A 17,718-nucleotide genomic window follows, 5' to 3' on the forward strand; every position below is an offset into this window, starting at 1 on the left:
GTGATCGGCGCTCGGTGACCCGGTCGCGTCTGGCATACACACAGCTACCGGCGCGTCTTAGCGGGCGGCGGTGAGTAATCAGTCGTAGGCTGCCGACATGGGTGCCCGCAAGCAGGTCGACGCGCCACCCGCGGAGTTCGCCGAGGCAGTCTCGCAATTACGAGGTGCCCGGTTCCGGCCCGAGGTTTTCGTCGAGGAGATGCCCGCACCGCAGCGGATCGCACCGCATGCGGCGGCGGTCAGCGCTGACGTGACGGTCGACGGTGACGATGTCGCCACCGGCCGTCTGGTCGTCCTCTACGACCCGGCCGGGAACGACGCCTGGCAGTCGACCTTCCGCTGTGTCGCATACGTGCGCGCCGCCGTCGAACCGGAGATGGTGACCGACGCGCTGCTCGGTGGCGTGGGCTGGACCTGGCTGATGGAGGCCCTGGCGGACCGCGGTGCCGACTTCCTGGCTCCGAGCGGTACCGTCACCAGGGTGGTTTCCGAAAGCTTCGGCGGCATGGCCGACGACGACGCGACGGCGGAGATCGAGATCCGCGCGTCCTGGAGTCCCGTGCCCGGCCCCGGTGGGCAGGTGGACGTGACCCGGCACGCCGAGGCGTGGGGCGAGGTGCTGTGTACGGCGGCCGGACTGCCGCCGGTGCCGCCGGGGGTGGTCGCGATGCCGACCCGGCGTGGACAGCGGGGCCGATGAGCCCAGCTGACACCCAGCCGTCCGCCCCGGACGACCCCATTGCGAACCTGCCCCTGCTCGAGCTCAGGGACGGGTTGTCGGAGGTGATCGACTCCGATCCCGCGCTCACCGACACCGTCGAAGCGTTCCGGTCCGGCACCGGTCCGGTGGCTGTCGACGCCGAGCGTGCGTCCGGCTACCGGTACTCCCACCGCGCGTACCTGGTCCAGCTGCGGCGTGAGGGCTCCGGCTCCGCGCTCGTCGACCCGATCCCGTTCGGCGACCTGTCCGCGCTCGGCGACGCGATCGTCGACACCGAGTGGATCATCCACGCCGCGAACCAGGATCTGGCCTGCCTGGCCGAGGTCGGGATGGTGCCGCGGCAGGTGTTCGACACCGAACTCGCCGGCCGCCTGCTCGGGTACCCGAAGGTGGGCCTCGCCTCGCTCGTGAGCGAAGTACTCGGCTACCGGATGCGCAAGGAGCACTCCGCGGCCGACTGGTCCACCCGGCCGCTCCCGGCGCCCTGGCTGGTGTACGCCGCCCTGGACGTCGAGATGCTGATCGAGCTGCGGAACGCGATCGAGCAGGAGCTGCGCCGCGAAGGCAAGTGGGACTGGGCGGAGCAGGAGTTCGCCGCGATCCTGGACGCTCCCCCGCGGGAGCCGAAGCCGGACCCATGGCGCCGTACGTCGGGCATGCACCGCGTCCGGAACCGCCGCAGCCTGGCCACCGTCCGGGCGCTGTGGGAGGCCCGGGACCAGATCGCCGAGTCCGCCGACATCTCCCCCGGCCGGGTGCTGCCGGACGCCGCGATCGTCGAGGCAGCGTCCGCGATGCCGACCGACCGCGACACGCTGCAGAAGCTCACCGCCTTCAAAGGCCGCGGCGCCCACCGGCACATGCGGACCTGGTGGGAGGCGATCGACCACGCCCGCAAGCTCCCCGACTCCGAACTCCCCAAGCAGGGCCCGAGGTACGACGGCCCGCCACCGGCCCGCGCCTGGGCCGACCGCGACCCGGACGCCGCCGCCCGCTTGTCGGCCGCCCGCGCCGGGGTCGCCGAGATCGCCGAGGCCCACCGCCTCCCCACGGAGAACCTGCTCGCCCCGGACACGATCCGCCGCCTGGCCTGGTCCCCACCACCAGACGTGAGCCTCGAAGTGGTCACCACGTTCCTGCGCGACCACCACGCCCGCGACTGGCAGATCGCCCTCACCTCGGAAGTCCTCACCGAAGCAATGACCTCCGAGGCAAAGAAACCCCTCGACTAGGCCTCCGGGCGATACAGCGAGCTCTGCACGTACTCCATCGCCTTCAGGAACGTCTCGTCGCCGAGTCGTCGGATCAGCTCCTGCTCGTCGACGGCCTCGATCCGGGTGTGGACCCAGTAGAGGTTGCCGTACGCGTCGTGCACCCGGCCGACCACGTCACCCCAGAACAGGTGCGTCGGCTCGGTCACCACGGTGCCCCCGGCGGCCACGACCTTCTCCAGCGTCTCGTGCACGTCCGGCACGTACAGCCGCAGGAACGCCTGCCTCGGCGGCCATCCGGGATGGTCGAACATCATCACGACCGAGTCGCCGATCCGCATCTCGGCGTGCTGGATGAACCCGTCCGGCCCCACCACCCGGCCACCCAGATCAACCGCGTCGAACGCGGCCGCCAGGAAGTCCATCAGCCCGGCGGTGTCGTGCCCGATGATCCACGGCGTCACGCTGTGGTAGCCCTCGGGGATCGGGTTCACCGTCATGTCCTGCTCCTCAGGTCGTTGTAGAACCCAACGCTAGAAGCAGAACAGGACAGGATCAGTCCTCTACTCCACCAGGATCTCGTCGGCGGTTGTCAGGTCTTGCCGGATGTGGTCGCGGAGGGTGAGGACGATCTGGAGTGCGCCGAGGAGGATCACGGTTGCGATGACGGCGAAGATCTGGCGGTAGCTGAGCAGGCTGACGAGCAGACTGCCGAGAGCCAGCGAGATCGCCTGTGGGGTGGACACGAGCACTTCGACCGCGGTCGACACCCGGCCGATGAGGTGTTTCGGCGAGCGGCGCTGCATCAGCGTGGTGAAGGAGACGAAGGTCCAGGGCAACCCGAGACCGCAGATGGCTGCACCGACCAGCACCACCGCGATCGTGGGCGCGGCGATACAGACCACGGTGGCGACGGCCAGCACCGTCAGACCAAGAGCACAGCTGAGGATTTCACCGAGGCGGCGTACGGCGCGGCCGGCGGTGAGACCGCCGATGATCGCTCCGACGCCCTGACAGGTCACGAAGACACCCGAGAAGGTCGGCGGCTTACCGAACGCGTCCATCAGCGCGTAGATCGACGACTCGAAGAAGCCGATGACGAGGATCGAGATCGCGAGTCCGACGAGGACGTGACGGAGCACCCGGTCGCCGGTCAGGAAGCGAACGCCGGCCAGGACGTCCTCCCGGAAACTGTGTTTCTCCGGAGCAGGCGGCTCGGTGACCTTGATGGTCGCGATCAGCACTCCGGCCACGGCGAACGTGGTCGCGTCGACCACAGCGACCAGCCACCCGCCCGCGGTCGCGAAGATCGCGGCGCCGACCAGCGGGCCGAACAACCGATAGCCCTCCTTGATCGTGGCAAGGCTGGAGTTGGCATCGACGAGCAGGTCGTCGGGCAGCATGTCCTTCAGCAGCCCGTTGACTGCTGCGGGCAGTACGACGAACGAGACGCCGTACAGGAAGGCGACCAGCCAGATCAGCCACACGTCCCCCTCGTCCCGCACGAGCACGAGTGGCAGCACCGCGACCGCGCTGGCGAAGTTGCCCCAGACCAGGATCGCCTTGCGGGGCAGCCGGTCCACCCAGACACCGAGCAGCGGGGCGCCGAGCGCCGGCAGAACCATGAAGAAGAACGTCAGGCCGGCGAGCGCGTTGGACCCGGTGAGCGTCTTCACCCACATGCTCAGCACCAGCAACATCACGGAGTCGCCGAGCATCGACGTACTCAGCCCACCGAACAGGCGCGGGAACCCGGGCTGCGCGAACAGCTTCCTCATGCCGGTTCGATTCCCGGGAAGTACGTCGGTACGCCCCAGGCGACGAACTCGCACAGCCGCGCGTTCGCCGGACGTTGCGCCGGATCCGTCAGCCGCTCGACGTGGCGGTCGAGCACCGCGTTGATCGCGGCGTTCATCTCCGCGAGCTCGTCCGCGGTCAGCCAGGCGACCATCTCGGTGTTGCTCCGCGCGGCACGCCATTCCTCAGCGTCGTCCGGCGCGCGCTGCTGCGACTCCCGCAGACGGTCGATCGCCCGCCCCATCATCACGTCCGACAACGCCTGTGCCGCGCGCCGTTCCTCGACCGACCCCGACGCATGCTCCTCGTCCCAGCGGAACCCGAGCCCGGGCACCTTCCACGGCCGCTGCCGCCCCTTCCCGCCCTCGGCCTCCACGACGAACCCGTGCTGCGCCAGCTTCCGGAGGTGCCAGGAACAGTTCGCAGGCGTCTCGTCCAGCCGATCGGCCAGCTCGGTCGCGGTCAGCGGCCCGCTGAGGGACAGCAACTCGACGATCGCCATCCGCACCGGATGGGCCAGGGCGTTCAGCTCGCGGGGGTCGCTCAGGCGACGATGCGGGTTCGGCATGCATGGAAAGTACTCTTTCGAAAGAGTTGTTGCAATGGATGGCAAAGAAATCGCCCGCCGCGACTGCGACGGGCGATCTGGCCGGGAGGTGCTAGGCCGGGAGCTGGGACTCGATGGCGGTGATTACCTCGGCGGATTCCGGTTCGGTGCGGGGGCGGAAGCGGGCGGCGACGGTGCCCTCGGGGGTGAGGAGGAACTTCTCGAAGTTCCACTGGATGTCGCCGGACTCGCCTTCGGCGTCGGGGGTCTGGGTCAGCTCGTCGTAGAGCGGGTGCCGGCCCTCGCCGTTCACCTCGAGCTTGTCGAGCATCGGGAACGTCACGCCGTACGTCGTCGAGCAGAAGGTGTCGATCTCCTCGGCGGAACCCGGCTCCTGGCCGCCGAACTGGTTGCACGGGGCGCCGAGCACGGTGAAGCCGCGCGACGCGTACTTCTTCTGCAGGTTCTCCAGACCCTCGTACTGCGGCGTCAGACCACACTTCGACGCCACGTTCACGACCAGAACAGCCTTGCCCTTGTACTCGCCGAGCGAGGTCGCAGCGCCGGACAGGGTGGTCAACGGGATGTCGTACAGGCTCATGCTTGTCCTTGGGAGGTTGGGAGGTGTTGGGCGAGAAAGTCTTCGGTACGGCGCCACGCGGTCACCTTCGGCGCGAGCCCGACCAGGCCGGGCAGCGCGGAGCCGTAGTAGCTCACCAGGACGTCCGGCGACGACACGGCGGGATCCGCCGCGCGCTGCTTGATGTAGTCGGAGACGCCGAAGATCTCCTGCAGCAGCAGGACTGCCGGTGCCTCGGTGTCAGCAGATCCCCACTCGTGGACCGGTAGCAGACCTGAACCGGTATCGATCTCCGATGTCACACCGTGAAGCGTACGACCTCGCGCGTAACCGGCTCGGGTGCGGGTGCAGGTGCGGGCACCCACGCCTTGGTCTCGGCGATGGCGTCGAGGAGGAGCTGGTACAGGCGGGCGTCCGGATCAGGTACGCACGCCTGCGAGATGCCCTCGACCGCGCACGAGACCGCGCGGGGCGCCGTACGGCGGGCGAAGTCCGGGGTCGCGCGGCGCGAGCGGGACGTGAAGGACCGTGCCCACTTGGTCGCCGACGGGACCGCCTCCAGCACCGCGAGCGACTCCGGCTCGATGTCGTCGAGCGGCCGGCCGTCGAGCGTGGCGAGCTGCTTCTCCCCCACCAGCAGGGCGACGGCCAGGATGTACTGGCGCTCCTGCGAGACGACCGGCAGCGCATGCTGGATGCAGCGCGCGGTCACCCGCGGTACGACGTGTGGGTCGTCCGGGGTCAGCCCGATCACCGAGGGGATCAACGGAGCCAGCCGGGACCGGCCGGAGTCCGTCGTGCAGTCGTTCACGTCGCGCGCGACGCCTGCCAGCAGCGCATGCGTACAGGACGGATGGTCCGACCACGGCTCACCGGCCAGGTAGGACGCGAACTCCATGAAGCAGGCGCCTTTACGCGGACTGCGGTGTTTCCCCCGGCTGAGGACCGGCACGGACAGATCAAGATTGTTCATAGAACGGCTCCCCTAGCTACCTGGCACCAGCATGCGCCGTTTCCTCCCGCATTGCCACGGGTAACGCCTTTGTGAGCGGACGCACAGGCGTGGGTACTTTGGCGGTTCTGTTACCGACGGGTAGCATCGGGGTAGCTTTCCCGACCCCAGAGGAGGGCCCTCGTGCCCCGTGAGATCCGCGATGTCGTGTACGTCGACGGCGTTCGCACCCCGTTCGGCAAGGCCAAGGGCCAGTACGCCGAGACCCGCGCCGACGACCTGGTGATCAAGTGCATCCGGGAGCTGCTGCGGCGCAACCCGGGTCTCCCCCCGGAGCGGGTGGACGAGGTCGCGATCGCGGCCACCACCCAGATCGGCGACCAGGGCCTGACCATCGGCCGGACCGCCGCGCTGCTGGCCGGCCTGCCGAACACCACGCCCGGCTACTCGATCGACCGGATGTGCGCCGGCGCGATGACCGCCGTCACCACCACCGCCGCCGGGATCGCGTTCGGCGCGTACGACGTGGTCGTGGCCGGCGGCGTCGAGCACATGGGCCGGCACCCGATGGGCGAGGGCGTGGACCCGAACCCGCGGATCATCTCCGAGAAGCTGGTCGACACCTCGGCCCTGGTGATGGGGTCGACCGCGGAGAACCTGCACGACCGGTTCCCCTCGATCACCAAGGAGCGCGCCGACCTGTTCGCGGTCGCCTCCCAGGAGCGCGCCGCGAAGGCCTACGCGAACGACCTGATCCAGCCAGACTTGGTGCCGATCGCCACGCGTTCGGCCGAGCTGGGCTGGGGCTACGCCACCACCGACGAGCCGATGCGCCCGGGCACCACGATGGAGGACCTGGCGAAGCTGAAGACGCCGTTCCGTCCGCACGGCCGGGTGACGGCGGGCAACTCCGCAGGCATCAACGACGGTGCGACCGCCGCGCTGATCACGTCGGCCGAAGCCGCCGAGGAGCTCGGCCTGAAGCCGAAGATGAAGCTGGTCTCGTACGGCTTCGTCGGCGTCGAGCCCGAGGTGATGGGCTTCGGGCCGGTGCCCGCGACCGAGAAGGCGCTGAAGCTGGCCGGCCTGACCATCGACGACATCCAGGCCTTCGAGGTCAACGAGGCGTTCGCGGTCCAGGTGCTGGCGTTCCTGGAGCACTACGGCATCGCCGACGACGACCCGCGGGTCAACCCGTACGGCGGCGCGATCGCCTTCGGCCACCCGTTGGCGTCGTCCGGCGTCCGGCTGATGAACCAGCTGGCCAAGCAGTTCGAGCAGCGCCCCGAGGTCCGCTACGGCCTCACCACCATGTGCGTCGGCCTCGGCATGGGCGGGACCGTCATCTGGGAGAACCCCAACTGGGAGGGTCAGAAGTGAGCCTGCAGGAACTGATCGACTCGGCGTCGGCGCTCTCGACCGACGAGGTCGTCACGCTCGCCCACTCGCGGGACGTCGTACTGCCGAACAAGGCCGGCACGATGGCGCTCATCACGCTGGACAACGGCCACGACCACACCAAGCCGAACACCTTCGGGCCGAAGGGCCTGGGCTCGCTGAACGCAGCCATCGACGCGGCACTCGCCCGCGACGAGATCGTCGCGATCGGTGTCACCGGCAAGCCGTTCATCCTGGCCGCGGGCGCAGACCTGACCGGCGTACCGAAGCTGACCGACCGGGAGCAGGCGCTGGCGCTCGGCAAGATCGGGCACGGCGTGATGCGGAAGCTGGTCGACGGCGGCAAGCCGTCGTTCGCGTTCGTGAACGGTGTCGCGCTCGGCGGCGGGCTCGAGGTCGCGCTGCACGCAACCTACCGGACCGTGTCGGTGGCCGCGGGCATGCTGTCGACACCGGAGGTCTTCCTCGGCCTGATCCCGGGCTGGGGCGGCAACTTCCTGCTGCCGAACCTGATCGGCGCGGACCACGCGGTGAAGGTCGTCGTCGAGAACGCCCTCAACCAGAACAAGATGCTCAGCGGGCCGGAAGCGGTGAAGCTCGGCATCGGCGACGTACTGCTGGAGTCGGCGGACTTCCTCGAGCAGTCGCTGATCTGGGCTTCGAAGGTCCTCACGGGCGAGGTCACGGTCCAGCGGGCGGAGATCGACCGCGGCGACGCGTGGGACGCGGCCGTTGCCCGGGGCAAGGGCTTCGCCGACGTCAAGGTGAGCGGTGCGGCGCCGGCGCCGTACCGGGCGCTGGACCTGATCGCGGCGGCGAAAGACAACGACCGCGACCGTGGGTTCGCGGCCGAGGACGAGGCGCTCGCCGACCTGATCATGAGCGAGGAGCTGCGCAGCGGCCTCTACGCGTTCGACCTGGTGAACAAGCGCGCCAAGCGTCCGGCCGGCGCGCCGGACAAGTCGCTGGCGCGGCCGGTCTCGAAGGTCGGTGTCGTCGGCGCGGGCCTGATGGCGGGTCAGCTGGCGCTGCTGTTCGCGCGGCGGCTCGAGGTTCCCGTCGTACTGACGGATCTCGACCAGGAGCGCGTGGACCGCGGCGTCGGGTACGTGCACGGTGAGATCGACAAGCTGCTCGGCAAGGGCCGGATCCGTGCGGACAAGGCGAACCAGCTGAAGGCGCTCGTCACCGGTTCGGTGGACAAGGGTGCGTTCGCGGACGCCGACTTCGTGATCGAGGCCGTGTTCGAGGAGCTGCAGCTGAAGAAGACGATCTTCGCCGACCTGGAGAAGATCATCCGGCCGGACGCGATCCTGGCCACCAACACCTCGTCGTTGTCGGTGACCGAGATGGCGGCGGACCTGGAGCACCCCGAGCGGGTCGTCGGGTTCCACTTCTTCAACCCGGTCGCGGTGCTGCCGCTGCTGGAGATCATCCGCGCGGACCGGACCGACGACGCGTCACTCGCGACGGCGTTCGCGGTCGGCAAGAAGCTGAAGAAGTCCTGCGTGCTCGTGAAGGACGCGCCGGCGTTCGTGGTCAACCGGCTGCTGACCCGCTTCCTCGGCGAGGTCAGCGCGGCGGTGGACGAGGGTACGCCGATCCTCGCGGCGGACAAGGCGCTGTCGGCGCTCGGGTTGCCGATGCCGCCGTTCGTGCTGCTGCAGCTGGTCGGGCTGCCGGTCGCACTGCACGTCGCGGAGACGATGAACCGGGCGTACCCGGAGCGGTTCGCCGTGTCGGAGAACCTGGCGAAGGTCGTCGCCGCGGGCAAGAGCTCGTTCTACATCTGGCCGGAGGGCAAGCCGGTCGTGGACCCGGAGGTCGAGGCGCTGGTGACGGTCGGCGACAAGCCGTCCACCTCCGACGAGCTGCGCACCCGGGTGCTGACCGCGCTCGCCGAGGAGATCAAGATCATGCTCGACGAGGGCGTGGTCGCGGAGGCCCAGGACATCGACCTGTGCCTGCTCCTGGGCGCCGGCTGGCCGTTCCACCTCGGCGGCATCACGCCGTACCTGGACCGCTCCGGCATCGCAGAGAAGGTCAACGGCAGTCGCTTCCTGCCCAAGGGCGTGGCGAGCCTCGCCTGACAGACCGCTGGGGGGCGGTACGGAGCCGGAAGCCCGCTCCGTCCCCCAGCACCTTCACCCCTTGAACTTCTTGGCTCCGGCGACGATCTGGGCCGCGGTCAAGCCGGTGTCCTTGGTCAGTACCGTCTCGCCGTGCTGGGAGAGGTCGACGTACAGGGTGGCGAGTTTCTTCTCGCCGAGTTTGTCGGCCAGGTACTCGACGATCCACCAGCTGGTCCCGTAGGCCTGGTCGGCGTCGTCGGCGAAGACGGTCTCGTTGGGCAGCGCCTTCAGCTTGGACAGGTACTTGGTCCGGACGCGCTTGCGGTACGGGTCGACGGACCAGTGCGGATCGTCCTCGATCGAGCGGCAGCGAACGTATTCGGCCAGGCCTTCGACCGCCCAGATCGGGGCGTTCAGCCCGAGGGTCGCGGTCGCCACGTGCGTCATCTCGTGGACGAGCAGGTCCTTGTCGAGCTTCTTCCGCAGCGCCGGGTTCACCACGATCCGGCTGCCGATCGGCTTGCCCAGTTGTTCACCCTCGAAGAGCGTCACGGCCTTCGCCGCGATCGTCCAGCCGTCGCCGCTGCCGGCCGTCCAGAGCGTCGACATCACCCGCTCCTGCGGCATCGCCACGACCAGCACCGCCCCGTTCCACGGGCGCTCCCAGTGCTTGCGCACCGACGTCACGGCCTTCTCCGCGACCTTCGCGACCTTCGTGCCGAGACTCGCCTCGCGTTTGTCGACGACCACGACGACCTTGTCCCGCCGCACCAGCTGGACCTCGTCGAAGTCCCACGGCTGGCGATGCCCGGCCTCGGACAGGAACTCGTCGGTCGCGGTGTCGTCGACGAGCACCCAGGCCCCGGCCCGCTGGACGAACGTGTACCCGAGATCGGTCTGCACCGGCCGCGGGTCCAGCCCGGAGATCTGGTACCGCATCATGACCCGCGTCGAGAACGCCGCCGCCCCGAACTTCGTGATCATGGTCGGCACCTGCTCGAACGTGTCGGCGGTGAAGTACTGCAGCGTGCTGAACCCGAACTTCCGCAGGTTGGTGTACAGCATCCGCTCCCGCGCCACCAGCGCGGTCTGCTTCGGGTCGACCGTGGCCAGGAACCCCTTGAGGTCACCCTTCTGGATGGCAACCGCTCGGCGCGCGAGGACCGCGTCGACAGCCTTCTGGCGCGCCGCCTTCTCGGCCGCGCTCAGCTCCCCCGGCGTCTTGCCGGCTGTGCTCGGTGTCGCGGCGACAGCGCTGCTGCCGGCCGGTACGTCGCCGTGCCAGGCCCGGACAGCGAAAACCGCGCCGGACGCAGTGAGCGCCAGCGCGGCAACGCCTGCGAACAGGCGTTTCGGGTGATTCATTGGTGTCCCCCTCGGACGGTCGGCTGATCCTAACCGCAGCCGACCGTCCCCGGGGACCCAGAGATCAGGCCTTCTGGACCTCGCCCGTGCGCTCCTCCAGACCGACGCGGCTCCGCCGGTAGCCGTAGACGGCGTAGACGACGAAGCCGAGCACCATCCAGATCGCGAACCGCAGCCAGGTCTCCAGCGACAGGTTCAGCATCAGGTACAGGCAGATCAGCGCCGCCAGGATCGGGACCACCGGGCTGCCCGGCACCCGGAACGAGCGCTGGATGTCGGGGCGGCTCTTGCGCAGCAGCGGCACCGCGATCGACACCAGGGTGAACGCGGCCAGCGTGCCGATGTTCACCATCTCCTCGAGCTTGCCGATCGGGGTCACGCCGGCGACGATCGCGACGACCACGCCGATGCCGATCGTCAGGCGGTACGGCGTACCCCACTTCGGGTGCGTCTTGCCGAGCTGCCGGGGCATCAGGTGGTCGCGGCTCATCGCGAACACGACGCGCGCGGCGCCGATCATCAGCGTCAGCACGACGGTGGTCAGGCCGGCCACCGCACCCGCCGAGATCAACGTCGCGAAGCCACCCCGGCCGACGGACCGGAACGCCTCCGCGAGCGCGGCCTCTCCGCTGATGTCGGTGTACTTCACCATGCCGGTGATGACGATGCAGACCAGCACGTAGAGCACCGTGCAGATGGCCAGCGAGCCGATGATGCCGCGCGGCAGGTCGCGCTGCGGGTTCTTCGCCTCCTCGGCCGTGGTCGCGACCACGTCGAACCCGATGAACGCGAAGAACACCAGCGACGCGCCCGACACCAGACCCATCACGCCGAACGTCGACGGCGTGAACCCGAACAGCGCCTGGAACAACGGCGTCGTGATAGTGACCCCCGCGTCCGGAGTCTCGACACTCGGCGGGATGAACGGCGTCAGGTTCGAGCCCTTGACGTAGAACAGGCCGGCGATGATCACGAACAGCACCACGAACAGCTTGATCGCGACCAGCACCAGGTTGACCCGCAGCGACTCCTTGATGCCGATCGTCGCGAGAATCGCCAGCACCACGACCAGCAGCATCGCGAGCACGTTGACGTTGCTGTCCGGTCCGATCGACGACGGCCAGCCCAAACCGATCTGGTCGAGGAACAAGGCGGCGTACGTCGACCAGCCCTGGGCCACGACGCTTGCTCCGAGCATCAGCTCGAGCAGCAGGTCCCAGCCGATGATCCAAGCGAAGATCTCACCGAGCGCGAAGTACGAGAACGTGTACGCCGAACCCGACACCGGCACGGTGGACGAGAACTCGGCGTAGCACAGTGCGGCCAGCGCGCAGCAGACGGCGGCCAGCACGAAGGACAGTGCGATCCCCGGTCCGGCGTACAGCTTGGCCGCACGGCCGGTCAGGGTGAAGATGCCGGCACCGATGATGACGCCGATGCCGAAGACGGTCAGATCGACCGCGGTGAGGCGTTTCTTCAGCTGGTACTCCGGCTCGTCGGTGTCGGCGATCGACTGCTCGATCGTCTTCTTCCGCACAAGACTCATCTGCGCCTCCTCGACTGCGTCTTATTGAAAGACGTGGACGGAACCCATTCGAGATTGCTCCTCTGACAGCGCGAGGTCAAACCGCCACTCAGCGTTGTGGCCGGTATGTTGTCAGTGACGTCCAGAGGGTCGCTTCGGTGAGCCCGGTGCGACTCAGCAGGATGCGGTCGCGGGAGGCCTGGTCGGTGCCGTTGCGCGCCATGTCCTCGTACAGCTCCTCGACCTGGCCCAGTCCGATCCGCTGCACGAGAAAGCGGACCGCCAGCCAGCTGACGCCGTACACGTCGGCGGAGTTCTGGTAGAAGCCCGCGTCGCTCGGCAAAGAGGTCAGCTGCGGTACGGCGTCGTCGACGATCTCCTGCTCCCACTTGCCGACCTCGTCCGGTCCGCTGACGGCCTCGATACCGCGCCAGGACACGTACTCGGCGGCGCCTTCGGCCAGCCACAGCGGCTCGTACCCGCCGAGGTCCGCGGTCGCGACGTGGGTGATCTCGTGCGACAGCAGGATCTCGTCGACCCGGTCGCGCTCGTTCGGGTTGATGACGACGTACCCGCCGGCGACCGTGCCGTCGGCGGTGTCCTGACCGGGCAGCGAGGAGAACGTCGTACCGGTACTCGCCGCGGACTCGATGTCCTCGTCGGCGAACTTGGCGTCGCGGACCTCGGTCTCGTCGAGCGCGATCACGAACACCGAGCCGGTCCACTTCAACGGCCAGTACGTCGAGACCTCGTGGAGCCCCTCGGCCGCCTCGGTGGCGATCGCCCGGCCGCGGGTCGTGTCGCCCTTCTCCACGACGACGAGGACACGCGAGCCGCGCTGCACCTCGATCCGGCCGAGGTCCCAGGCCTCGCGATGCGCGCCCGGCCCGAGGTCGCCGTCCAGTTCGTCGTCCGCGGTGAGCAGCCAGCGGCCGCCGCGAGCGATGAACGTGTAGCCGAGCTCGGTCGTCACGGGCGTGAAGTCGACCTTGGGGATCTGGTACCGCATCAGGATCCGGACCAGGTACGTCGTACCGCCGTGGGCCTTGAGGATGGCCGGATTGAAGCGCTCCTCGGCCTGGCTGTAGCCGAGTTCGGTGAAGCCGATCTCGACCAGGTTCGCGAACAGGATCTTCTGCGTTGCACGCAGTTTCTTGTTCGCCGGGTCGACGTCGGCCAGGAACAGCGCCTCGTTCCCGGTCTGCACGGCCTGCGCGCGGCGGAGCAGGATGGTGTCGATCGCGACCCGCCGAGCGGCGACCGCGGCGGCGATCCGGGACGGCTTCGTGGCCTTCGGCGGCGCCGGCGAAACGGTCTGCGTGGCGGCGGTCCGCTCACGGGCGTCCTGCTCGCGTTGTCCAACGGTGTAGACGACGCCACCCGACACGAGGGCAACCGCCAGCACCAGGCCGAGCCAGCGGCGGGGCCCAGCAGGCAGCCCTTCATTGGGCGTCGTCGCACTCACTTCGGGTCGTTCCCTCCGAGTACCCGATCGTTGCAGCCGGGCCACCCTACTCGACGCTTGCCGCTTTACGCTGCGGCTGCGGCCTTGAGCGCGCGGAAAAGTCCCGCCTCGGTCATCCCGAGGTGCTCGAGCATGATCCGGTCACGTTCCTTCTGGGACGTGCCGAGCGCGGCCAGCTCGCGGTACAGCGTGCCGACCTCGACCCCGCCGAACCGCGTGAACAGGTAGTCGAGCGCCAGCCAGGACATCGGGTACGAGCTGTCGGCCTGGTCGAAGAACGTGTCGTCGGCGGGCAGGCTCTTCGCCTTCGCGAGGTACTTCGTCCGCACGTCCAGCCGGTACTGCGTGATCGCCAGATCCTTCTGCCCGTCCATCGGCAGGAACTCGACGTACGTCGCGGCGCCCTCGACCAGCCAGCGTGGAGCGTACGGGCCGTACGGCGCGGTGGCGACGTGGGTGAACTCGTGGGCCAGCGTGCGGGCGTCGACCTTGTTCCGGTTGTGCGGGTTCACGACGACGTACGAGTCGGCCCGCTGCCCCTCGCCGGTGACCTCGCCGGGCAGTGTGCGGTACACCCAGGTCGCCATCGCGAGCGCGTCCTCGGCGTTCTTCGGCTGCGTGTAGTCGGCGCCGCGGACGATCTTGTCGTCGAGCGCGATCACCACGCCGGAACCGTTCCAGCCGCCGGGCCAGCTCTTCGAGACCGCCTTCACCGCACTGAGCGACATCGCGACGAACCTGTCCGCGAGTGCGTCCTGGCCCTTCTCCACGACGACGAGAACGCGTGCGGCGCGCTTCACGAGGACCGCGTCCATGTCCCAGGCTTCCTGGTGCGAACCGCGCGGCAGGCGCTTGTCCAGGTCGGAGTCGGAGACCAGCATCCAGGTGCCGTTGGGCCGAGAAGTGAAGGTGTAGCCGAGCATCGCGCGGACCGCTACCAGGTCGATGCTGCGGATCTGGTAGGTCATCGCGACGGCCACGAGGTACGTCGACGGGCCGTACTTCTGGGCGATCGTGTCGTCGTACTGCTGGGCCAGTTGCTGGTAGGTGAGCTTCGCGAAACCGAACTGGCGGAGGTTCGTGAACAGGGTGCGCTGGCTCGCGACGAGCCGCTTGTTGCCAGGGTCGACGTCGGCAAGGAACGCCTGCTCGTTGCCGGCGAGGACAGCGTCCGAGCGACGCTTCAGCACCTGGTCGACGGCCGCCGACCGCGCGGCCTGGTCGACCGTCGGCGTGCTGGTGGTGGTGTCGGCCGCACGACCGTCGGACTGGCTCGAACGATGCAGGGCGAGACCGCCGGCCACCGCGACCACTACCAGGACGAGCGACAGCAGGACCGGCCAGACGCGCGATCGCCGGCGCGTGGCCGCGTGCCGGCTGTGTCGCCCTGCCTCCGCCACGGTCCCCTGCTACGTACCCGGGCGGTCGCCGGCAGTGTCCGGCTCACTGAGAGCTTCTGCGTGCTGCGTGAGCTGCTCGGTGATCTCCCGCGCCACCTCTTGCCCGGTGAGTCCGATCGCCTGCAGTACGACGGCGCGCTTGGCGTGCTCGAGGAACTCCTGCGGCACGCCGAAGTCGCGGAACGGGGTATCGACGCCGGCATCGCGCAGAGCCTGGGCGATCATCGTGCCGCAGCCGCCGGCGCGGCCGTTGTCCTCGATCGAGACGACCAGCTCGAAGTCCCTCGCCAGCTCGACCAGCTGCGGGTCCACGGGCTTCACCCAGCGCGGGTCGACCACGGTGACACCGAAACCGTGCGCCTCCAGGCGCTGCGCGACGTCGATCGCGGTCGCCGCCATCGCTCCGATGCCGACGAGCAGCACGTCCTTGCCGGACCGGCGGAGTACGTCGATCTGCCCGACGCGGTCGATCGCCTCGATGTCCGGGAACACCTCGCCCTTCGCGTACCGCAGCACCGTCGGGACGTCGTCGACCTCGATGGCCTCGTTCAGGAGCTCCTGGATCCGCTTGCCGTCCCGCGGCACGGCGAGGCGCAGCCCGGGGACGAGGTTGGCCAGCGACATGTCGTAGATGCCGTTGTGGGTCGGGCCGTCATCACCAGTGACACCCGCACGGTCGAGGACGAACGTCACGCCGCACTTGTGCAGTGCGACGTCCAGCAGCAACTGGTCGAAGGCACGGTTGAGGAACGTCGAGTAGAGCCCGACGACCGGGTGCAGTCCGCCCAGCGCGAGACCGGCGGCGCTGGTCACCGCGTGCTGCTCGGCGATCCCGACGTCGAAGATCCGGTCCGGGAACTCCTCCGCGAACGGCGCGAGCCCGGTCGGGTGCAGCATCGCCGCGGTGATCGCCACGACGTCCGGTCGCCGGTGGCCGATCTTGATCAGCTCGTCGGAGAACACGTCCGTCCAGCCGCGCGGCTTGTTGACCGGGCGGACCTGGTGGAGGTTGTCCTCCTCGTCCTGCTCGGCGGCGGCGTACCCGAAGCCCTTCTTGGTGACCGCGTGCACGATCACCGGTCCGCCGAACGCCTTCGCGTTGCGGAGCGCGTCCTCGAGCGCCTGCCGGTCGTGGCCGTCGACGGGACCGACGTACTTGAGGCCGAGGTCCTCGAACATGCCCTGCGGGGCGAGCATGTCCTTCAGGCCCTTCTTGACGCCGTGCAGCACCTCGTACATCGGCGGGCCGACGTACGGCGTCCGGCCGAGGTTCTTCTTGATCAGGTCGAGGACCTTCTCGTACCGCGGGTTGGTGCGCAGGCTGGTCAGGTGGGTCGCGAGGCCGCCGACGGTCGGGCTGTACGAGCGGCCGTTGTCGTTGACGATGATGACGAGGTTGAGGTCCTTGGCGGCGGCGATGTTGTTCAGCGCCTCCCAGGCCATGCCGCCGGTGAGGGCGCCGTCGCCGATCACCGCGACCACGTGCCGGTCCTCGCCGCGCACCCGGTACGCCTTGGCCAGGCCGTCGGCGTACGACAGGGCGGTCGAGGCGTGGCAGTTCTCGATGACGTCGTGCTCGGATTCGGCCTGGCTCGGGTACCCGGACAGGCCGCCCTGCTGACGGAGCGTGCCGAACTCCCCCGCCCGGCCGGTGACGAGCTTGTGCACGTACGCCTGGTGGCCGATGTCGAAGAGGAGCCGGTCCTGCGGGGAGTCGAACACCCGGTGCATCGCCAGGGTGATTTCGACCATGCCGAGGTTCGGGCCGAGGTGGCCCCCGGTGCGGGTCACCGTCTCGACCAGCACGTCCCGGATCTCGGTCGCCAGATCGGTCAGCTGTTGATCGGTCAGCTTCTTGAGGTCCGCCGGACCCTCCACCGTCTCCAGCACGCGCATCGAGCTCCTCCCGCGGGTCGTCCTCGAATGCTTGAGTCTATATCTCGGACTCCAAGACGCCCGCCGGGTGTGCCTTGTTCGGAGGTGTGGTGGGTCTCACTTAGGGTGATCGTGTGGAGATGGTGAGGACCCTGTTCCGGAAGTACGACGGGCAGCCGCATCGGCTGGTCGAGGCGGTCCGGCTCGGCGAGGACGAGCACGGCCTCTGGGTCGGCTCCGCTCCCGGTACCCGCGGTCAGCGTGCGGACGGCAGCTGGACCACGATCGACCACCACCGGGTCCGGCTGTTCCCGCACGGCCAGTGGTGGAGCGCGCTGTTCAACGACGAGCCGCATCAGACCGCGATCTACTGCGACATCACGATGCCGGCCGAGTTCGGCGTCGACTCGGTCACCGCCGTCGACCTCGACCTCGACATCCGCCTGCTCCGCGACGGCACCGTGCACGTGATGGACGAGGACGAGTTCCACGAACACCAGGTCCGCTACAACTACCCGCCCCAGGTGATAGCCACTGCGCGGGCGACCTGCGACTTCCTCGCCACCACCATCACCACAGCAGAACCGTTCGTCACGGCGTACAAGCCGTACCTCGAACAGATCCGCGCGCTCGCGCGGTAACCGGCTCTCGTCGGCTAGGAGCCCCCCTGAACCAACGAGAGCCGGTCACGATGACGACCTCTGGGCCGGCACCCCACCATGCTCCGTCGCATTCCGCGATCGGTCCACTCCTCACAGCAAAGTTGCATGAAGTTGCAGAACCGCTGAGCCCCTGGAGGGCGGTCGGCTG

At 68.8% G+C, this 17,718-nt stretch carries 16 protein-coding genes; 5 read left to right on the plus strand and 11 right to left on the minus strand.

Going from position 1 to position 17,718, the window contains the following annotated elements; genetic code table 11:
• Positions 1-97 precede the first annotated feature (97 nt).
• Both E0H45_RS23765 and E0H45_RS23770 read left to right on the plus strand, forming a co-directional pair.
• Positions 98-700 (plus strand): DUF3000 domain-containing protein, encoded by a 603-nt coding sequence (locus E0H45_RS23765; protein WP_131341020.1) that lies wholly within the window; start codon positions 98-100, stop codon positions 698-700.
• Positions 697-1,953, plus strand: a complete 1,257-nt coding sequence (locus E0H45_RS23770) for a ribonuclease D (RefSeq protein ID WP_131341023.1) — start codon at positions 697-699, stop codon at positions 1,951-1,953. The genes E0H45_RS23765 and E0H45_RS23770 overlap by 4 nt, the downstream gene beginning before the upstream one ends.
• On the opposite strand, the gene E0H45_RS23775 is transcribed toward E0H45_RS23770, so the two are convergent.
• The 6 genes from E0H45_RS23775 to E0H45_RS23800 all read right to left on the minus strand — a co-directional run bounded on the left by E0H45_RS23775 (position 1,950) and on the right by E0H45_RS23800 (position 5,829).
• Entirely contained in the window at positions 1,950-2,432 is a 483-nt protein-coding gene (locus tag E0H45_RS23775) for a VOC family protein (RefSeq protein WP_131341026.1), read from the minus strand. The genes E0H45_RS23770 and E0H45_RS23775 overlap by 4 nt on opposite strands.
• A gap of 63 nt (positions 2,433-2,495) precedes the next feature.
• On the minus strand, positions 2,496-3,710 hold the full coding sequence (locus E0H45_RS23780) for an MFS transporter (protein WP_165546578.1): 1,215 nt from the start codon (positions 3,708-3,710) through the stop codon (positions 2,496-2,498).
• Positions 3,707-4,297 carry a winged helix-turn-helix domain-containing protein gene (locus tag E0H45_RS23785; protein WP_131341032.1) on the minus strand — a complete coding sequence of 197 codons (591 nt, stop codon included), beginning with the start codon at positions 4,295-4,297 and terminating at the stop codon, positions 3,707-3,709. The genes E0H45_RS23780 and E0H45_RS23785 overlap by 4 nt, the downstream gene beginning before the upstream one ends.
• Positions 4,298-4,388: 91 nt before the next feature.
• A complete protein-coding gene (locus E0H45_RS23790) occupies positions 4,389-4,877 on the minus strand; it encodes a glutathione peroxidase (protein ID WP_131341035.1) in 489 nt (162 codons plus the stop codon).
• Positions 4,874-5,158, minus strand: a complete 285-nt coding sequence (locus E0H45_RS23795) for a hypothetical protein (protein ID WP_131341037.1) — start codon at positions 5,156-5,158, stop codon at positions 4,874-4,876. Before E0H45_RS23795 ends, E0H45_RS23790 begins: the two co-directional genes overlap by 4 nt.
• Positions 5,155-5,829, minus strand: a complete 675-nt coding sequence (locus E0H45_RS23800) for a hypothetical protein (protein ID WP_131341040.1) — start codon at positions 5,827-5,829, stop codon at positions 5,155-5,157. Before E0H45_RS23800 ends, E0H45_RS23795 begins: the two co-directional genes overlap by 4 nt.
• A gap of 162 nt (positions 5,830-5,991) precedes the next feature.
• Between E0H45_RS23800 and E0H45_RS23805 the strand changes: the two genes are divergently transcribed.
• On the plus strand, positions 5,992-7,188 hold the full coding sequence (locus tag E0H45_RS23805) for a thiolase family protein (protein WP_131341043.1): 1,197 nt from the start codon (positions 5,992-5,994) through the stop codon (positions 7,186-7,188).
• On the plus strand, positions 7,185-9,296 hold the full coding sequence (locus E0H45_RS23810) for a 3-hydroxyacyl-CoA dehydrogenase NAD-binding domain-containing protein (protein WP_131341046.1): 2,112 nt from the start codon (positions 7,185-7,187) through the stop codon (positions 9,294-9,296). The genes E0H45_RS23805 and E0H45_RS23810 overlap by 4 nt, the downstream gene beginning before the upstream one ends.
• Positions 9,297-9,350: 54 nt before the next feature.
• On the opposite strand, the gene E0H45_RS23815 is transcribed toward E0H45_RS23810, so the two are convergent.
• The 5 genes from E0H45_RS23815 to dxs form a co-directional block, all read right to left on the minus strand.
• Positions 9,351-10,643, minus strand: a complete 1,293-nt coding sequence (locus E0H45_RS23815; protein ID WP_131341049.1) for a peptidase MA family metallohydrolase — start codon at positions 10,641-10,643, stop codon at positions 9,351-9,353.
• Positions 10,644-10,707: 64 nt separating this feature from the next.
• A complete protein-coding gene (locus E0H45_RS23820) occupies positions 10,708-12,189 on the minus strand; it encodes an amino acid permease (protein WP_131341052.1) in 1,482 nt (493 codons plus the stop codon).
• Positions 12,190-12,277: 88 nt separating this feature from the next.
• Entirely contained in the window at positions 12,278-13,633 is a 1,356-nt protein-coding gene (locus E0H45_RS23825; RefSeq protein ID WP_238155212.1) for a hypothetical protein, read from the minus strand.
• A gap of 65 nt (positions 13,634-13,698) precedes the next feature.
• A complete protein-coding gene (locus E0H45_RS23830; protein WP_238155213.1) occupies positions 13,699-15,033 on the minus strand; it encodes a hypothetical protein in 1,335 nt (444 codons plus the stop codon).
• Positions 15,034-15,042: 9 nt separating this feature from the next.
• Positions 15,043-16,929: a 1-deoxy-D-xylulose-5-phosphate synthase gene (gene dxs / locus E0H45_RS23835; protein WP_131341055.1), complete on the minus strand. Its 1,887-nt coding sequence runs from the start codon at positions 16,927-16,929 to the stop codon at positions 15,043-15,045.
• Between the two features lie 119 nt (positions 16,930-17,048).
• On the opposite strand from dxs, the gene E0H45_RS23840 reads away from it, so the two are divergent.
• Positions 17,049-17,549 carry a DUF402 domain-containing protein gene (locus E0H45_RS23840; protein WP_131341058.1) on the plus strand — a complete coding sequence of 167 codons (501 nt, stop codon included), beginning with the start codon at positions 17,049-17,051 and terminating at the stop codon, positions 17,547-17,549.
• Positions 17,550-17,718: the final 169 nt, after the last annotated feature.

Origin of the sequence: Kribbella soli, assembly GCF_004331345.1 — a bacterium.
Classification (GTDB): domain Bacteria; phylum Actinomycetota; class Actinomycetes; order Propionibacteriales; family Kribbellaceae; genus Kribbella; species Kribbella soli.

Excerpts from the sequence above, each read along its gene's own strand:
- E0H45_RS23765 (WP_131341020.1), top strand. The coding sequence starts at position 98 with ATGGGTGCCCGCAAGCAGGTCGACGCGCCACCCGCGGAGTTCGCCGAG.
- E0H45_RS23770 (WP_131341023.1), top strand. The coding sequence starts at position 697 with ATGAGCCCAGCTGACACCCAGCCGTCCGCCCCGGACGACCCCATTGCG.
- E0H45_RS23775 (WP_131341026.1), bottom strand. The coding sequence starts at position 2,432 with ATGACGGTGAACCCGATCCCCGAGGGCTACCACAGCGTGACGCCGTGG.
- E0H45_RS23780 (WP_165546578.1), bottom strand. The coding sequence starts at position 3,710 with ATGAGGAAGCTGTTCGCGCAGCCCGGGTTCCCGCGCCTGTTCGGTGGG.
- E0H45_RS23785 (WP_131341032.1), bottom strand. The coding sequence starts at position 4,297 with ATGCCGAACCCGCATCGTCGCCTGAGCGACCCCCGCGAGCTGAACGCC.
- E0H45_RS23790 (WP_131341035.1), bottom strand. The coding sequence starts at position 4,877 with ATGAGCCTGTACGACATCCCGTTGACCACCCTGTCCGGCGCTGCGACC.
- E0H45_RS23800 (WP_131341040.1), bottom strand. The coding sequence starts at position 5,829 with ATGAACAATCTTGATCTGTCCGTGCCGGTCCTCAGCCGGGGGAAACAC.
- E0H45_RS23815 (WP_131341049.1), bottom strand. The coding sequence starts at position 10,643 with ATGAATCACCCGAAACGCCTGTTCGCAGGCGTTGCCGCGCTGGCGCTC.
- E0H45_RS23820 (WP_131341052.1), bottom strand. The coding sequence starts at position 12,189 with ATGAGTCTTGTGCGGAAGAAGACGATCGAGCAGTCGATCGCCGACACC.
- dxs (WP_131341055.1), bottom strand. The coding sequence starts at position 16,929 with ATGCGCGTGCTGGAGACGGTGGAGGGTCCGGCGGACCTCAAGAAGCTG.
- E0H45_RS23840 (WP_131341058.1), top strand. The coding sequence starts at position 17,049 with ATGGTGAGGACCCTGTTCCGGAAGTACGACGGGCAGCCGCATCGGCTG.